The organism is Enterococcus sp. LJL51 (assembly GCF_049894025.1).
Lineage (GTDB): Bacteria > Bacillota > Bacilli > Lactobacillales > Enterococcaceae > Enterococcus_L.
Window position 1 is genome coordinate 44,089 of the sequence record NZ_JBNEQE010000019.1, and the last position, 15,486, is coordinate 59,574.

Annotated in this window: 10 protein-coding genes; 2 read left to right on the forward strand and 8 right to left on the reverse strand. The window is 40.2% G+C overall.

What is annotated here, in order from left to right:
* Positions 1-114: 114 nt before the first annotated feature.
* Together uvrC and ACPWSO_RS15225 are read right to left on the reverse strand one after the other, a co-directional pair.
* Positions 115-1,929 (reverse strand): excinuclease ABC subunit UvrC, encoded by a 1,815-nt coding sequence (gene uvrC / locus ACPWSO_RS15220; RefSeq protein WP_426084436.1) that lies wholly within the window; start codon positions 1,927-1,929, stop codon positions 115-117.
* Between the two features lie 78 nt (positions 1,930-2,007).
* Positions 2,008-2,928, reverse strand: a complete 921-nt coding sequence (locus ACPWSO_RS15225; RefSeq protein ID WP_426084437.1) for a DMT family transporter — start codon at positions 2,926-2,928, stop codon at positions 2,008-2,010.
* A gap of 275 nt (positions 2,929-3,203) precedes the next feature.
* Here ACPWSO_RS15225 and ACPWSO_RS15230 point away from each other — a divergent pair, with 275 nt between their 5' ends.
* A complete protein-coding gene (locus ACPWSO_RS15230; RefSeq protein ID WP_426084438.1) occupies positions 3,204-4,607 on the forward strand; it encodes a PLP-dependent aminotransferase family protein in 1,404 nt (467 codons plus the stop codon).
* Between the two features lie 70 nt (positions 4,608-4,677).
* On the opposite strand, the gene trxA is transcribed toward ACPWSO_RS15230, so the two are convergent.
* The 4 genes from trxA to zapA form a co-directional block, all read right to left on the reverse strand.
* Entirely contained in the window at positions 4,678-4,989 is a 312-nt protein-coding gene (gene trxA / locus ACPWSO_RS15235; protein ID WP_426084439.1) for a thioredoxin, read from the reverse strand.
* A 153-nt stretch (positions 4,990-5,142) separates the two neighbouring features.
* Positions 5,143-7,509 (reverse strand): endonuclease MutS2, encoded by a 2,367-nt coding sequence (locus tag ACPWSO_RS15240; RefSeq protein ID WP_426084440.1) that lies wholly within the window; start codon positions 7,507-7,509, stop codon positions 5,143-5,145.
* A 113-nt stretch (positions 7,510-7,622) separates the two neighbouring features.
* Positions 7,623-8,171, reverse strand: coding sequence for a CvpA family protein (locus tag ACPWSO_RS15245; RefSeq protein ID WP_426084441.1), 549 nt, complete (start codon positions 8,169-8,171; stop codon positions 7,623-7,625).
* Positions 8,172-8,189: 18 nt separating this feature from the next.
* Complete coding sequence (gene zapA / locus ACPWSO_RS15250; protein ID WP_426084442.1) at positions 8,190-8,642, reverse strand: cell division protein ZapA; 453 nt, start codon at positions 8,640-8,642, stop codon at positions 8,190-8,192.
* A 221-nt stretch (positions 8,643-8,863) separates the two neighbouring features.
* Between zapA and ACPWSO_RS15255 the strand changes: the two genes are divergently transcribed.
* Positions 8,864-9,862 (forward strand): NAD(P)-dependent oxidoreductase, encoded by a 999-nt coding sequence (locus tag ACPWSO_RS15255; RefSeq protein ID WP_426084443.1) that lies wholly within the window; start codon positions 8,864-8,866, stop codon positions 9,860-9,862.
* A 146-nt stretch (positions 9,863-10,008) separates the two neighbouring features.
* Here the strand turns inward: ACPWSO_RS15255 and ACPWSO_RS15260 are convergent, their stop codons facing one another.
* Both ACPWSO_RS15260 and ACPWSO_RS15265 read right to left on the reverse strand, forming a co-directional pair.
* Positions 10,009-10,398, reverse strand: coding sequence for a DUF1307 domain-containing protein (locus ACPWSO_RS15260; RefSeq protein WP_426084444.1), 390 nt, complete (start codon positions 10,396-10,398; stop codon positions 10,009-10,011).
* A 331-nt stretch (positions 10,399-10,729) separates the two neighbouring features.
* The gene (locus ACPWSO_RS15265) at positions 10,730-15,112 is read right to left on the reverse strand and encodes a PolC-type DNA polymerase III (protein WP_426084445.1); all 4,383 of its coding nucleotides are present in this window, start codon (positions 15,110-15,112) and stop codon (positions 10,730-10,732) included.
* Positions 15,113-15,486: the final 374 nt, after the last annotated feature.

Genomic DNA, 15,486 nt, shown 5'->3' on the forward strand with positions numbered 1-15,486 from the left:
GGCGGAAATTCGCAAAAATTTGTAAAACAATTTTCGGAATTTCCGCCTTATTGCTTGAAGCTGAACACTTCTGTCACAACCTCTTCATTCAGCTGATTTATTAAAAATTCTCTTTTATTCGGGCATCTCTGTCTCTTGCTGTTCATTTTCTTCAAGAGATTCGTGCAAATGATTATACACGTTCTGCGCCACATTCTTAGGTAGCCCTGACTCCCTAAGCTCCTCTACTGAAGCCGCAGTAATATTTTTCAATGATTTAAATTGCCGCAGCAGTTCTTTCTTCCGCTTAGGTCCTAATCCTTCAATATCATCCAGCTTGGAAGCAAAACTGTTTTTGCTGCGCAGCTGTCTATGGAAGGTAATCGCAAAACGATGGACCTCATCCTGAATTCTTTGAAGCAGAAAAAATTCCTGAGAATTACGTTCCAGAGGTATCACTGATAAATCAGCACCAAATAGCAGTTCACTGGTTTTATGCTTATCATTTTTGGCTAGCCCTGCAATAGGGATATCCAGCCCCAACTGGTTTGCCAATACGTCCTTTGCAACATCTACTTGACCTTTCCCGCCATCGATCACAATTAAATCAGGAAACGGCAAGCCATCCTTTAAAACCCGTGAATAACGTCGGTAAATGACCTCTCGCATAGATGCATAATCATCCGGTCCCTTAACCGTTTTTATTTTATATTTTCGATATTCTTTTTTAGCTGGTTTCCCATCTATAAAGACCACCATTGCCGATACAGGATCGGTTCCCATAATATTGGAATTATCAAAAGCTTCAATTCTAATAGGAGTGGGAATATTCATTGCGTTTCCTAAACGTTCCACAGCACCAATCGTCCGTTCCTGCTTGCGGACAATCAAATCGAATTTTTCTTGTAAGGCGACTGTTGCATTTTTCCCTGCCAGTTTGACCAGCTTTTTCTTTTCACCTCGCTGAGGCTGCATAACTCTGGTGGATAGCAAAGCTTCCACACTTTCTTTATCGATATCATCGGGGATTAGCACTTCTTTAGGAATGAAATGTTCATTTTCTTGATAAAACTGCCCGATAAATGTTAAAAAATCCTCTGTTGGTTCATCATAAAACGGAAAAATACTTACGTCACGTTCGATTAATTTCCCTTGACGAACAAAGAAGACCTGTACACACATCCAGCCTTTATCTACTGCATAGCCGAAGACATCTCTATCAACTAAATCAGCATTCGTCATTTTTTGTCTGGTCATGACTGTTTCAATTGATTTAATTTGATCCCGATATTCCGCTGCTTTTTCAAACTCCATCTCGCCAGCTGCAAGTACCATTTTCTCTTCCAACTGTTTCTGTATTTCCGGATAGCCGCCATTTAAAAAACGACGAATTTCACTAACCATTTCGCTATACTTCTTTTTAGGAACATCGAAGACACATGGGGCTAAACATTGCCCCATATGATAATAGAGACAAACTTCTTTGGGCAAGACCTTGCATTTTCTTAGCGGAAACAAACGGTCCAACAGACGCTTGGTATCATTTGCGGCCCGAACATCCGGATAAGGTCCAAAATAAAGAGCTTTATCTTTCAATACCTTTCTGGTAATCAACAATCTTGGATACGGCTCACTAGTAATCTTTATAAAAGGATAGCTCTTGTCATCCTTCAACATGATATTATATTTGGGATCATTTTTGTGAATAAGATTAATTTCCAGCAGCAATGCTTCAATATTTGATTCTGTTACAATATATTCAAAGTCTTCAATTTCACTCACAAGACGTTCTGTTTTCGTATCATGGCTCCCTGTAAAGTAGGAACGAACCCGATTTTTGAGAATTTTTGCTTTCCCTACATAAATAATTGTCCCGTTTTTATCCTTCATCAGATAACAGCCGGGCTGATCAGGAAGTAATGCTAGCTTATTTTTTATCCGTTCATTCATTGCTTTCTCCCTCTCTTTATTTCCTGTAACATTATAACATGAAGAGCAGGAATGTGCGATAAAACAGGAACTGGCGTTCTAATCATTTTTCAGAAGCTGCTGCTCCTTATTATTTACTATCTCTTTCTTTGCTGTATATTGTGCTTTAACTAAATAGACTCCGATAATGATAATAACAATCCCTACTAGCTCACTAAAGGACAATTTTTCAGAAAAGATAAAAAGCGAATAGATTGAAGCAATTGCAGGCTGAGCCAGGCATATAATCGAAGACAGATTAACATTAACCTTCCCCTGACAATAGGCCAGCAAATTATGGCCAAAGACTTGTAAAAGGACAGCTAAGCCAATAAGCGGCCAAAAATCAGCCCATATTTCCGGATGCTGAATCCCTTCTGTAGCTCCCCCTATAAAAAACAAACTTGCCACAGAACCAAAGCCGCTGATAAACATAATAACACTGCTGGAGAAACGGTCTCTAAGATGATAGCAAATCAATAGAAATCCCGCATAGAAAAAAGACGCAGCCAAGGCCAACCCATCACCAAAATAATTCTCAAAGGACGGATTTATTTTTCCACCTAATAAAGCAACAACCCCCACTATAGTAATAATAGCTCCAACAATGAAAAAACGAGGCATCCGTTCTTTGAAAAAAAGATAAGACAACGGAATAACTGTAAAGGGCGTTAAGTTGGTTAATAAATTAGCATTTGCAACAGTTGTATAGGAAAAAGAGACATTCCATAAAGCGATATCGCCAGCTAAAAACACACCTGCTGCCAAAAGCAGGCCACTATCCTTTAGTGTCAGTTTTTTGAGCTGCGGATAAGCCAACGGAAAAAGCAGCGGTAATGAAAAGAGCACGCGATAAGCACCTGTATTAATCGGTCCGAGCTGGCTAAATTTAACAAAAATTCCTCCAGTCGCTAATAGACTAACAGCTAAAAGCTCCAATAAAATGTCCTTTGTTTGATTTTCTCTGATTTTTTCTTTCATCATTATCCCCCGTTTGCTCGACTATAATCTATATTTTTACTGACAGCCAAGTTTATTAAATTTTCTCTATGGTATACTATTGATGGCCCTATAAAAAGTGCCACTGGTATACATTTTTACCAGTCCACCTAGAAACAGCCCTTATTAATCAACACAATTTTCAGTAAGATTATTAATTTCATATGAAAATTCTATAAAAAATACTGTTCTTAATGTTTCTCTTGAAACAAGATTGACTGGTTAGGAATGGTTTAGTTTTAAGAAAAGGAGGATTTATGTTAGTAATAGATCGAACAAAAAAAGCGCCCTTATATCAGCAGCTTCATGAACAATTGAGGGATGAAATTTTAAGTGGTATCCGAAAAGAAGGAGAGTTATTAAGCGGCAGCCGTATTTTAGCACAGACACTAACTATCAGCCGGCATACTGTAGATACAGCCTATAGTCAATTAGCTGCTGAAGGATATATCTATTCAAAACGAGGCATTGGCTTTATTGTTGCACCAGTCCCTAGGCTGACTAACGTTGCAGGACTCGTTCAACCGGCATTTGAAAAACAGTCCCTTGAGAAAAATGAAAATATTCTCTACGACTTAACCAATAGCAGCCATACCAGTAATCTCTTTCCGAAAAAGCTTTGGCAGAAATATACAGAGAGCTCTTTGGAGCTATTGTATAAAGAGGAAAAAATATCTTCATTACTTGATAAACAAGGAGAATTGTTTCTTCGTGAAACTCTTCTTCATTATCTTGAAAGAATGAGAGGGGTTCGCTGTTCTGCCGATCAGATTATTCTAACAAGCGGTACACAACAATCCTTGGACTATCTATGTAAGCTGCTGCCAAATCAAACACAGATTCTGATGGAAGAACCATGTTATAATAAAGCTGTATCTGTATTTAAAAATAATAGCCGCACTGTTCAGACTGTTCCAGTCGATGATCATGGCATTTGTGTAGATCGACTCCCCACAGTTCCAACTGGCAGTCTCTTATATACAACACCTTCTCATCAGTTTCCAACTGGCGTGACCTTACCGGTTGGCCGACGCTATGAGCTGCTGAATTGGGCATCTCATAACCACAGCTATATTATTGAAGATGATTATGACAGTGAATTACGTTATTATGCCAAACCAATTCCTGCACTCCAGTCAATTGCTAGAAATGACCAAGTCATCTATTTGGGAACATTCTCGAAAGTCCTCTCTCCTTCTCTAAGAATGAGTTATGTGATTTTGCCCTTATCCTTAATGAACAGTTATCAAAACAAATTCTCAGACTACAATTGTTCTGTCCCCCTGCTGAATCAATACATTGTTGCTCAATTAATCAAAGACGGAAAGTATGATCAGCATGTGCGTAGATTGAATCAGATTTTCAAAAAGAGACTAGAGCTTTTTACCCATGCCTTTCAGGACGTTGCTCATAAAATAAAGATTTCGAAAAACGGCAGCGGCCAATATTTTCTAATTACTTTTTCTGCAGCAGTTTCTCAAGAAGAACTGATAAAAGCTGCTGCAGAGCAACAGGTAAAAGTCTACTCTACGATGAATTTCTGGCAGGAAAAAACCGATTGCCCTCCAAACACTTTATTTTTAGGCTTTAGTAAAATAGAATTAACAGATATCCCGGATTGCGCAAAGCGTCTTAAAGCAGCTTGGAGGCAATGGCTCTGATTGCGTTATTATTGCTGAAGAAAAAAACATGGAAGCTATCCGCAGCGGATAGCTTCCATGTTTGCGTTGCTTATATATGTTTGCTGACAATATCATTCAATTGCTCTTTAGAATGAACGCCAACCAGACGTTCCACTACTTCGCCGTCTTTTTTCAGAAGTAATGTCGGAATACTCATAATTCCGAATGAACCTGGAGTTGCGGGATTTTCATCCACATCCATTTTTACAATTTTTAGTTCATCCTCTTCATATTCGCCTGATAACTGATCTAGAATAGGTGCCTGCATGCGACAAGGACCGCACCATGCTGCCCAAAAGTCAATCAGCACTAAGCCTTCGTCTGTTTCTGCTGCAAATGTTTTATCAGTAACTGCTTCCATCTTTCATTCCTCCTATATTCAAGTACAAGGTTATTATAGCACTTCAGGTATAGATACTCTATTTTTTTGCTTACCAATAGTAAGAGAGTAATTGACACCTGTAAAATAATGCCTATTTATTCTTCAATTAACTATCACTAACGCATAACTGGCTTATTTAAATTTAACCACTGTTGCGCCGTTCCCACCTTGATTACCTGGTGCAAATTCATAGCTGCTCACGCTGCGGTGATTTTTTAGATACTCAGTAATCCCCGTTCTTAGAGCACCCGTTCCTTTTCCATGGACAATGGTCACTTGGGGATAGCCTGCTAGAATTGCAGCGTCCAAATACTGGTCTACTTCAGCCAGTGCCTCCTCGTACCGTTTTCCTCGAAGGTCAAGCTGATTTGAGACATGGCTGGATTCAGCTGAACGAATAGCTGTAATACGCTGTGTTGGTTCTTTTTCTTTGCCGGCCAAAGTCATATCATCCTCGTCAACCGTCATTTTCAAAATCCCCAGCTGAACCTGCCAGCTATTCTCACCGGCTTTTTTCAGTAGTGTTCCCCGTTGTCCGTAGGTAGTAACCATTACTTCGTCACCGGCTTTCAGCTTTTTGCTCTCTTTCGCTTTTTTCAGAACCTTATTTTTTTGCAAATGAGTTTCATCCTGATGAAGGTTAGATAGCTGTGTTTTCGCATCAATCAACTGATGCTCCTTCACACCGCCTTGTTTCCCGCTGCTCAGCTGCATTTTACGAATATCCGAGATAATGCCTTCTGCACTTTCCTGTGCTTCTGTGACAAGCTCATTCGCTTTTTTGCGGGCCTTTTCCATTTCTTTGTCACGCTCATCAAGAAAATAGTTATAAGCATCCTTCAGCTCTTTGTGCAGAACCTGTGCTTCGTCTACATAATGGCGAACTTCAAGATATTCTGTTTCTGCCATCTTTCTACGGTTTTCAAGATCAGCAATCATTTCATTCAAATCCTGACTTTCTCCATCCATAATTTGCTTCGCTTCATTAATAATCCCTTCCTCAAGACCTAGACGACGGGAAATTTCAAACGCGTTGCTTCGCCCAGGAACACCAATCAGCAGACGATATGTTGGGCTAAGAGTATCTACATCAAACTCCATACTGGCGTTAATTGTTTTCGCCCGGTTATATCCATACACCTTCAGTTCCGGGTAATGAGTCGTTGCTACGACATAAGCACTTTTGCTGCCTAGCGCATCCAAAATTGAAATAGCCAGCGCCGCTCCTTCCTGAGGATCAGTACCAGCGCCTAGCTCATCAAACAGAACCAGACTATGCTCGTTCACCTTGCCCAAGACATCGACAATATTTGTCATATGTGAAGAAAAGGTACTTAAGCTTTGTTCAATCGATTGTTCATCGCCAATATCTGCAAATACTTCATGGAAAATGCCGATAACGCTTTCCTCTCCTGCTGGGATTGGCAGCCCTGATTGTCCCATCAGCTGAAGCAGTCCTAACGTTTTTAAGGTGATTGTTTTACCACCAGTATTTGGACCAGTGATAACAATCGCCTGATAGTCATCTCCTAAAATAATATCATTGGCTACAGCAGTCTCCTGATCCAATAGAGGATGCCGTGCTTGTTTTAGGTATACGTGTTTCTCCAGACTAACGGTTGGAACTACCGCCTTCAGCTCTTTGCCAAGCCGTGCTTTGCTGTTGATAAAATCAAACTTACCAATGACATACGCATTGTGAATGATTTCCTGTTGATAAGGAACCAGCTCCGCTGAGAGTTCTGAAAGAATCCGTTCTATTTCGTTCCGTTCGGCAATTTGATGCTGACGAAGGCGATTGTTCAACTCAACAATTTGTTTTGGTTCAATAAACAGTGTCTGTCCAGAGGAGCTTTGATCATGAACTACTCCGCCAAATACGCCCCGATATTCATGCTTAACAGGAATTACATAGCGTTCATTTCTCATAGTAACAATTGCATCACTTAAATATTTGGCATTTTTTCCTCGAACAATTCCGTCTAGCTGCTCTCGAATTGTCTGTTCACTTCTTCTGATATTATTTCGAATCGTTTTTAACTCAGCAGATGCTTCATCATTAACATGACCATCTTCTGCTATGGCTGTTTTTAGTCTTCTGCTTAGCTCTGGAATCGTTACTAGCTGGTCTAACCAGTCATACAACCGCAGCAGATCAATTTCGCTATCTTTTAAATCATCAAAAAAGCGGATAACTTCTCCTGTAGTGGAAAGAACCCTGCTAATCTGAGCCAGCTCCAGTCCGTTTAAATTTGCCCCGATTTGGATACGTTTCATATGTGGACGGATATTTTCCAGCTTCGGCACAGGAATACCGCCGCGCAGACGCTGCAGCTTAAAACCGTCTTCTGTTTCCGCCAGCCAGGACTGAATAATATCGCTGTCAACACTAGGCAAAAGACTGCTGACTTCCTCACTCCCCTGTGCCGTTACAGTATATTCCATCAGTAACTGCTTTACTTTATCAAAATTTAGCGTCGCTAAAATCTTCTCATTCATTTTTTCACCTTCTATTTTCTAGTCTTAACCATAAAAAAGATACAAAAAAAGCTGAAACAAAAAGCCTGCATCGGACATTGTCTCAACTTCTCTTACAAACCTCTAACCTAACATTAGTTAATCATTTGTTCTACCCAAAGATTATAAACCTGTTTAGAAAAAATTGGCGTGTCTTTCAGCATAAATCGAACAAGTCCGCTGCTTTCAAACTGATTTTGAATAAAATCAACAGGAATCATTGACAGCGTGCTCAAAATCAAAAATAGACCTATATATAACACTACCATACTTAAAATCCCGCCTGCAACCCAGTCAGCCTGCTTCAAAACCGGTAAAAAAGTTAAGCCATGCGCAAAAATTGCGATAAATCGAACAATCAGCCAGCCAATAAATAAAATCATCAGAAAGGCTGTTGCGGCATAAAATGCCTGATCCAAATCAAGAACGATTTCCTGCTTAAAGAATACCAGTTTTGTTTCTTCTGTCGCTGAAGGATAAGGGATATATAGTTCAAGGTGTGAAGCCAATGATTTATAATTGCTCTTTGCTACAAGATAAGCAATAAAATAGCCCACACTATATAAAATCTGTAAAACAAATCCTCTTTTAGCACCGGTATAAAAACCGATTGCTAAAATAAAAAGTATCAGTAATGTTAACATCCTGTCACCCTCTCAAGCTTAGTTTTCCTGGGTATCCTGAGTACCTTTGTTTTGAATCTGCTGCTTCCGGTTTTCGTTCAAAATCTGCTGTGCCTCCATATGGTTATGGATTTCAACATCTTCTTTACCGTTCTTCTTCAGCACACCCTTCGCTTCCGCTTCAATGGCTTCGATTCGCTTAATCCTATTTTCAAGCTCTGCTACCCGAATTGTTCTGCGTTTCAGCTCTTCTACTTCCTGCTTCAGCTTCAGTACTTCTTCCTGTTTCTTCAGCTGATCGGAAACCGCATTAACAGCCAACAAAACAGAAGCTTGCTCATTATTGGTCTGAGGAGATATATGTTTAATTTCAGCCAATTGCTCATTAACGATTCTCGTTACTAAATCCATATGCTTTTTCGTTTCCTGTCCAATAATTGTATACGTATGATTTGCTATCACGGCTTTATATCGTGTCTTGTCATGTGCCATGCTTTTCCCTCCTGTAAATAACCCGTAAGCCCCATTATATCACGAAAAATATCTTTTATGGTATTTTTTGTGTGAGCAATCCTTTATTATTATATGCTACTTATTGAAAAAATTAAAGGTTTTAAAAGATTATTCTCATCTGTTTTAGAGATAACTTAAAACAATATACTGGGAATTAACTTAAAAATTCCGTAAAATGAAAATTAGAAAGGAAGATTATCATGAAAATTTTCATCTTCGGTATTGGTGCCAAAGAAAAACCAGTTGCTGAAAAATGGGCGGCTGAGCATAAGATTTCCATCGAAACAAGCAGTAGTGAGCTCAATTCTGAAACGGTCGAATTAGCTAACGGAGCAGACGCTATTTCATTCCAGCAAATGAGTGCTGTGCATGAAGAAGCGATGTATCAAAAAATGGCGGAATACGGCATCCAGCTGCTCTCCACACGTTCCGCCGGTATTGATGGACTTTCCAAGAAATATCTAGAAAAATATAACATTAAAGCAGTAAATGTTCCAGTATATAGCCCTCGTGCGATTGCCGAACACGCATTGACATTGTCGATGATGCTGCTTCGCCGCATTCCTCGTCTGCTGCAGCGGGAACAAAACCAAAACTTTGTGTTAGATGGCTTAATCGGTCGGGAAATTCATGATTTAACAGTGGGAATCATCGGCACTGGTCATATTGGCTTAACCACTGCTCAGCTATTCAAAGCGCTAGGTGCTAATGTTGTGGCTTTTGATAAGTATCCCAAAAATGGTTTAGAGGATTTACTTACTTATGAGGATTCATTGGAAGCAGTTGCTAGCCAGGCAGATATTCTTAGCCTTCACGCCCCATATGTAGCTGAAAACCATCATTTGATTAATAAAGACATTCTTTCGCTGATGAAACCGACTGCTCTCTTAATCAATACAGCTAGAGGTCCGTTAGTCGACACCCATGCACTTCTGACTGCGCTAACAGAAAAAGAAATTGCCGGCGCCGGGCTGGACACTCTGGAAAATGAGCAGTTGTATATTAATAAAACAAAGGAAGAACAAATCGAAAGACATCCTTATATTGAACAGCTGTTAACATTGGATAATGTGCTTGTCACGCCCCATATTGCTTTCTACACTCTGGAAGCTTCGCAAATCCTTATGGAAAGCTCATTAGGTAGTCTTTACGATATGCACCAGACGGGTACCAGTGAAAATCTGGTTCAACTTAATTAGAAATGCATCATCTAATTAGACCCACGCTGATTGTTGAAGACAACAGTTTACATCCGTAAAAAGCTTATAGCTCTTTTACTAGTAAAAAAGTAACAGGCAAGATATTCTTTCGAATACCTCGCCTGTTACTTTTAATGTATCTGTAATTATTCTTTTTCGAATCCTATTTCAGTCAACGCTTCTTCGCCTTCTTTGAAGCTGGCTCCTACGCCAACACTCTCATCAGGGGCATCAAAAGTGATGATTGTTTCTTTTTCAGTGTATTTCATTTCAGCATCGCCTAAACCGCTAGATTCTTCAAAAGATTTAGCTACTTCTTTTGCCATATCTTCATCAGTAATTTGCAGTACTTCATTGTCCATAACGGCTTTTCCAGATACTTTCGTAACTTTATCGCCCTCATGTTCAACGATGATTGATACTTTTGTACCGGTCATTGGCGACTGACTGAACGTATCCGTTTCAGTTTTAGCACCACAACCAACTAAAACAACTAATAAAAACACCCCAAATAGAACTCTTAACGTCTTTTTCATTTCTTTCCTCCTAAAATTTAATACTCCTCTATTGTACTTGTCTTTAAATGAAAAGAAAAGAAGAATTTTAGCTAATAAGCATTTTAATTAGTCGCCTACCTTGTAGTTTAACATTTAGAGTTTGATGAAATCGAAGCTATCCAAAGCTTTGCTTCACTTCAAGCCACCAAGCATAGAGCCTTTGAAACGGCTTTAGGGAGCTGGAAGCATCCACTAATGTTCCAACCCCCTAAATCTTCTAGCTTCTTCAATCACTTATTCAATCAATGTTTGCCTTTGCCTGGCACTCAGCCTACGTCATTTTCAACACTGTTTTTCAAGCTCATCAATTCTACAGCATATCAAACAATGACAGCTGATTTTCGTCCGGCAGGTCTTTTAAAACGCCGTTTTCAGTCATATATTCTATCAGCGTTTTGGATACCTTGCCTCGGTTGGCCAAATCTTCTTTTGACAGGAACTCCTGATCCTTCCTTGCCTCAACAATTGCCCGGGCCACGTTTAGTCCCAAACTCGGCACTGCACGGAAAGGCGCAATCAATGTATCGCCGTCAATCACAAAATTTTCCGCATCAGATTTATACAAATCAATCATGCTAAACTTGTAGCCTCGTTCAATCATCTCATTCGCAAGCTCGAGAACAGTCAGCAGGTTTTTTTCCTTGGTAGATGCTTCCAAGCCCTTATCCTGAATCTCTTTCATACGAGCTTTCACCCCTTCTTTTCCTTGAGACATTGCCACAAGATCAAAGTCATCTGCCCGAACTGAAAAGTATGCACAATAGTACAGTATTGGGAAATACACTTTAAAGTAAGCAACCCTCAGTGCCATAAGTACATAAGCGGCCGCATGGGCCTTAGGAAACATGTACTTGATTTTCGAACAGGAATCAATATACCACTCTGGTACTTTATTTTCTTTCATTGCCTTTAAATATGTGTCTCGAAGATCATCCGGAATCTTGTTCCACAATCCTTTACGCACCGTTTCCATAATCTTGAAGGCCATACCATCATCAAGTCCGGCATGGATTAGATAAACCATGATATCATCCCGACAGCCAATCACTTCTGCCAGATTTGCTTCTCCTCTTCGAATCAGCTCCTCAGCATTTCCCAGCCATACATCTGTTCCATGAGAAAGGCCGGAAATCTGCAGCAGCTCTGCAAATGTTGAAGGATGGGTTTCTTCCAACATACCACGTACAAAACGAGTACCAAATTCTGGGATGCCCAATGTTCCCGTTTTAGAAAAAATCTGTTCCGGTGTCACGCCTAATACTTCTGTTCCTTCAAAAATCCGCATAACCTCCGGATCATCTGTAGGAATTGTTTTAGGATCAATACCAGATAAATCCTGAAGCATTCTAATAACAGTAGGATCATCGTGCCCCAGTATATCCAGCTTCAATACGTTATCGTGAATGGAGTGGAAATCAAAGTGCGTTGTTTTCCATTCAGCATCCTGATCATCTGCCGGATATTGAATAGGCGTAAAATCATACACATCCATATAGTCGGGGATAACAATAATCCCCCCTGGATGCTGACCAGTTGTCCGCTTCACACCTGTCGAACCTTTCGCCAGACGATCAATCTCCGCACTGCGAAAATGGAGATTATGGTCCCGTTCATATCCTTTTACATAACCATACGCGGTTTTATCGGCAACCGTACCAATCGTTCCTGCACGATACACATATTCTTCACCGAAGAGAACCTTAGTATAGCCATGGGCTTCCGCCTGATAATCACCAGAAAAGTTCAAATCGATATCGGGAACTTTATCTCCGTGGAAACCTAAAAAGGTTTCAAATGGAATATCATGACCATCTTTAAATAAACGAGCGCCGCACTCAGGACACTTTTTCTCAGGCATATCAAATCCTGAACCGTAAGAACCGTCTTCAAAGAACTCAGAATATTGGCAGTTTGGACAGTGATAGTGAGGCGCCAACGGATTTACCTCGGTAATTCCAGTCATCGTTGCTACAAAGCTAGAGCCAACGGATCCCCGTGAACCAACCAGATAACCATCTTCCATACTCTTATGCACCAGCTTTTGAGAAATCAGATAGATAACGGAGAAGCCGTTACCAATGATACTATCCAGTTCCTTCTTCAAGCGTTTCTCAACAATATCCGGCAATGGGTCACCGTAAAGCTCTTTGGCACGATTATAGCTGAGATTTCGGATTTCATCCTCAGATCCCGGAATTTTCGGCGTGTATAAATCGTCCTTAACCGGTGTGATTTCTTCACACATATCAGCGATTGCATTGGTATTTTCTACTACAATCTTCTGAGCAACATCTGCACCTAAAAACTGGAAGGCTGTCAGCATTTCATCGGTAGTTCTGAAGTGAACAGCCGGTAAGCTATGACGATTGAGCGGATTCGCTCCTCCCATTGATCCAATAAGGATTTTCCGATAAACGCTGTCTTCTTCATTTAGATAGTGAACATTGCCCGTTGCGACTACCGGCTTATCAAGCTCATTACCGATTTTAACCAGATTGCCGATGATTTCCTCCAAATCTTTTTCATTTTTTACCAGCTCCTGCTCTAGTAGCGGCGCATAAACTGCTTTGGGCATGACCTCAATATAATCATAAAATTTTGCTTTGTTTTTTGCCTCTTCTACCCCTTTTTGCATCATCGCTTCAAAAATTTCACCATTTGAACAGGCCGAACCGATAATCAGACCTTCCCGCAGCTTATTCAACTGAGAACGGGGAATTCTAGGTATCCGGAAAAAATAGTTGACATTAGACATTGAAATTAGCTTGAATAGATTCTTTAGTCCAGCTTGAGTCGTTGCCAGAATCGTTGCATGGAACGGCCGGGCACGCTTATATGAATCCCCTTCGCCAATATGTCTATTTAAATCATCGTGATAAAACATATCATGATTTTCTTTAGCGTCCTTTAAGAAAATCCAACATAGGTGACCTGTCGACTCAGAGTCATAAATCGCCCGGTGATGCTGTTCAAGATTGACGCCGAATTTTTTAGACAAGGTGTTCAACCGGTGACTTTTAAATGTCGGATGCAAAAATCTGGATAGTTCCAGCGTATCAATCACTGGATTTTCAGCTTCCGGTATGTCGTATTTTCCATAACTGGTATTCAAGAATCCCATATCGAATGATGCATTATGGGCAACCAGAATCGTTCCCTCTGAAAATTCTCTGAACATTGTCAGTACTTCTTTTTCAGACTTGGAGCCGCGAACCATTTCATCCGTAATCCCCGTTAAATTTATGGTTGTTTGAGACAGAGGATGTCCAGGGTCAATAAACTGCTCAAAGGTTTCAATGATATTCCCTTTATGCATTTTTACGGCCGCCAGCTCAATAATTGTATCGTAAACCGCTGAAAGTCCAGTCGTTTCCACGTCAAAAACAACATAAGTTGCGTCATGCAGCTCAATATGCGCTTCGTTGTAGGCGATTGGCACACCGTCATCTACTACATTGGCCTCTAAGCCGTAAAGAATTTTCACGCCGGCTTTTTTACCAGCCGCATGGGCATCAGGAAATGACTGGGCACCGCCATGATCTGTTATTGCAATCGCTTTGTGTCCCCATTTTCCAGCCTGAGCCACCAAATCGCCAATTTTATTTGTCGCGTCCATAGTACTCATGTTGCTGTGAAGATGAAGTTCTACCCGTTTTTCTCCTTCAGGAGCATAATCTTTTCTCACTTCATGGGCAACTTCCATCAAATCCTGAGCATTCATCACTAAATCCCGCATGAAAGTATCTTCCTGAATACTTCCTCTCACACGAATCCAGCTGTTATTTTGAATTGCTTCGAAAACCTGTTCATCTTTTTCACCGTTTGAAAATTTCTTTACAATAAAAGACGAGGTATAATCAGTAATTTTTAGAATAAGAATTTTACGTTTAGAACGCAGCTCTCTAATTTCTTTATCAAAAATGTATCCTTCGATGGTCACTCTACGTTCTTCTTCGAGAATATTTCCCATCGGCATAATCGGTTCGTCAGCAGGGATGTTACGCCCCAATCTGACTGGTCCATCCAATGCTCCTGCACCGCTTTCCTGCTTTTCTTTTTTCCGTTGTTCATGCTTTACAAGAGACTCAGCTGCCTGCTGCTGAAAAGCTTCAGCCTGTTCTTGCTTACGTTCTTCGAAAAGCTTCAAGACGCGCTCTGCTTGCTCCTGATCCATCTTCGGTTCAATGTGAAATTTTTTAAAGCCATACTGGCTGTATAGCTGCTCGATGATAGGCAGATACTGCTGCTTTAGATAGGGAATGACTGCTTCGTTGTCAACAGGCAAAATGATTTTCTGATCTTGAATAACAGGTGTCTGTTTTTTTACTACTCGTTGAACTAAGGGGGAATCACATTGATTATTCAATAACGCCAGCTGCCAGTAATCAACAAGCTGCTGCTCTGTAAAAGCTCCGCCGTTGCCGCTGGAAATCGTCACAGATGTATCTGCAATCGACTGAAATGCAAGCTCCATATGCTGAATAAACGACTGGTACAACATAACCGGCATAATTTCAGGTAGCTCAAGGTGAAACTCCCACAAGCGGCTTTTTTGATGAACCATTACTTTTTTTATACGTCCCTCTTTTAAAACGGGATGCTCTCTTTCAGAATGATCCAACTGAATCTGATCCAGCAGCTTTAAAAATAGTTCTCTTTCCTGTTCCAAAATTCGAACCTCCTCTATTTCCATTGACCCTCTTTACATTCAAAAATACACGTTGCATTTAAAGGCTGATTTACACAATTATACAAAGTAAAAGTGATTTTCCAAGAAAATCATTTTAGGGATAAAATGTTGAATATATAAGCTTTTACCCCGCTTTTCTCAGCCATCTTCCAGTCCCAAATCAGAGAACCGAACATTGTTAAGTATACTATTTAATTCTATGAAATACAATCAGACCTTCCTTCATGTTTTATTGCTTTACGCATGTATTTTTACCTCTTGTACCATTAAAAAAACTACAAATTCAGGCAGTACACGTAAAGAAGCCAAGGACTTTTTTATCCTTAGCTTCTTTACACAGTTCATCTCGTAATTCATTTCGATAATACTTAAACAGT

Coding starts and splice junctions, on each gene's coding strand:
- zapA (WP_426084442.1), bottom strand. CDS start 8,642: ATGGCACATGACAAGACACGATATAAAGCCGTGATAGCAAATCATACG.
- ACPWSO_RS15230 (WP_426084438.1), top strand. CDS start 3,204: ATGTTAGTAATAGATCGAACAAAAAAAGCGCCCTTATATCAGCAGCTT.
- ACPWSO_RS15240 (WP_426084440.1), bottom strand. CDS start 7,509: ATGAATGAGAAGATTTTAGCGACGCTAAATTTTGATAAAGTAAAGCAG.
- ACPWSO_RS15225 (WP_426084437.1), bottom strand. CDS start 2,928: ATGAAAGAAAAAATCAGAGAAAATCAAACAAAGGACATTTTATTGGAG.
- trxA (WP_426084439.1), bottom strand. CDS start 4,989: ATGGAAGCAGTTACTGATAAAACATTTGCAGCAGAAACAGACGAAGGC.
- ACPWSO_RS15245 (WP_426084441.1), bottom strand. CDS start 8,171: ATGTTAACATTACTGATACTTTTTATTTTAGCAATCGGTTTTTATACC.
- ACPWSO_RS15265 (WP_426084445.1), bottom strand. CDS start 15,112: ATGGAAATAGAGGAGGTTCGAATTTTGGAACAGGAAAGAGAACTATTT.
- ACPWSO_RS15260 (WP_426084444.1), bottom strand. CDS start 10,398: ATGAAAAAGACGTTAAGAGTTCTATTTGGGGTGTTTTTATTAGTTGTT.
- uvrC (WP_426084436.1), bottom strand. CDS start 1,929: ATGAATGAACGGATAAAAAATAAGCTAGCATTACTTCCTGATCAGCCC.
- ACPWSO_RS15255 (WP_426084443.1), top strand. CDS start 8,864: ATGAAAATTTTCATCTTCGGTATTGGTGCCAAAGAAAAACCAGTTGCT.